The sequence below is a fragment of the Myxococcus sp. AB025B genome (genome assembly GCF_006518215.1).
Lineage (GTDB): Bacteria > Myxococcota > Myxococcia > Myxococcales > Myxococcaceae > Myxococcus > Myxococcus fulvus.
In genome coordinates, this window is the sequence record NZ_SRLW01000627.1 from 1 (window position 1) to 1,426 (window position 1,426).

At 69.4% G+C, this 1,426-nt stretch carries 2 protein-coding genes; both read right to left on the reverse strand.

The window, feature by feature from the left end; genetic code table 11:
* Nucleotides 1-128: 128 nt before the first annotated feature.
* Nucleotides 129-728 carry a TetR/AcrR family transcriptional regulator gene (locus FL311_RS43150; RefSeq protein WP_046710528.1) on the reverse strand — a complete coding sequence of 200 codons (600 nt, stop codon included), beginning with the start codon at nucleotides 726-728 and terminating at the stop codon, nucleotides 129-131.
* Between the two features lie 54 nt (nucleotides 729-782).
* Nucleotides 783-1,238, reverse strand: a complete 456-nt coding sequence (locus FL311_RS43155) for a cyanoglobin (RefSeq protein ID WP_141333485.1) — start codon at nucleotides 1,236-1,238, stop codon at nucleotides 783-785.
* Nucleotides 1,239-1,426 lie beyond the last annotated feature (188 nt).

The window sequence follows — 1,426 nt, forward strand, 5'->3', positions numbered from 1 at the left end:
GGGCGCCACCGTCCCCGCCCCCAACGCCGCCGCACGCATTCCCCACTTCGCCAGTTTAACGCGAACGTTCGTGCTATTTTCCGCCATGACGAGGTCCTCCTCGGAGGGACACAGAGCCTTTGAAGAAGTCAGGAGCCCGTGGGACGGGCGGCGCGCAGCAGGGCCTCGAAGCCGCGGCGGGCCCAGGTCTCCGCGCGGGGCTCCTTCAGGAGCCGGGCGGCGTGGTGGAAGCCCAACAGCAGGGCGTTCTCGTCGTGGGCGAACTGCTCCACGTCCACGTCCTTGTGGAAGTGCCCCTCGGCCACGGCGATGCGCGCGGCCTGGGCCAGGCAGTCCATCCAGTCGCGCTGGGTCTGCACCAGCCTGTCGCGCGCGGGGCCCGGGGCGTCATCCAGCTCCGTCGCCGCGGCGACGAAGATGCACCCGCCCTCCGGCACCAGCTCCCGCTCCCACGTCAGCCAGTTCTCGAACAGCGCCCGCACCCGGGGCTCGCCGCGCGGCTGCATCAGCGCCGGACGGATGACGCGCTCGGTGAACAGCGCCGTGGCCGCCTCGAGGATCTCCACCTGGAGCGACGTCTTGGAACGGAAGTGCGCGAACAGGCCGCTCTTGGAGAGCTGCAACTCCTCCGCCAGCCCGCCGATGCTCAGCCCCTGCAGGCCCACCCGGCTGGCGAGCTGGATGGCCCGCTCGAGAATCGCCTGATGGGTGAGCTCGCCCTTGCGCATGGAGCCTTTCTAAACGCCCGTGCTTTTTTCCGCAAGTCGACGGCGAAGGGAGGCTCAGCCCTCGGTGTTGCGCAGGAAGTCGGCCACCTGGGCGAAGCGCTCGTCCAGGAAGCGCCGCAGGCCACCCGTCACGCCCCGGGCATCCATGGCGCGCTGCATGGCCCGCAGCCAGGCGTCCCTCATGGAGAGGTCCACGGGCACATGCCCATGACGCATGCGCAGCCGCGGGTGCCCATGGCGCTCCGCGTAATGCTGGGGCCCTCCCAGCCAGCCCATGAGGAACAGGCCGAAGCGCTCACGCGTGCCAGGGTTCACCCGGCCGTCCGCATCCAGCTCGTGCAGCTTCGCCAGGGCGGGCTCGTGGGCATCCATCGCGTCATAGAACGCGCCCGCCAGCGCCATCGCCGCCTCCGCGCCGCCCAGGCGCTGGTACGGCGTGTCCTCCAGCGAGGGAACCCAGTCATCCGAGGCAGGAGTGTTGAGCTCCAAGGGTTTCAAATCAACAGACATGACTTCCTTCAACGCCACGCGGGGCCCGGCGGCTTCCCTCTCGTACTGCTCGTCACGAGCGCTCGCACCGCCGCCATCAGACGTGTCGAGCGGGCGACAGGTTGGCAGTCCCGCCGTGCGTTGCCCATCGAAGAATTGACCGAGGCGAGAATCGATTGCTAGAGCCTCGCTCCACCCGTGCCCCCCAC

What these genes read in the sequence shown, in the direction of transcription:
- FL311_RS43155 (WP_141333485.1), bottom strand. Translation starts at nt 1,238, where the DNA reads ATGTCTGTTGATTTGAAACCCTTGGAGCTCAACACTCCTGCCTCGGAT.
- FL311_RS43150 (WP_046710528.1), bottom strand. Translation starts at nt 728, where the DNA reads ATGCGCAAGGGCGAGCTCACCCATCAGGCGATTCTCGAGCGGGCCATC.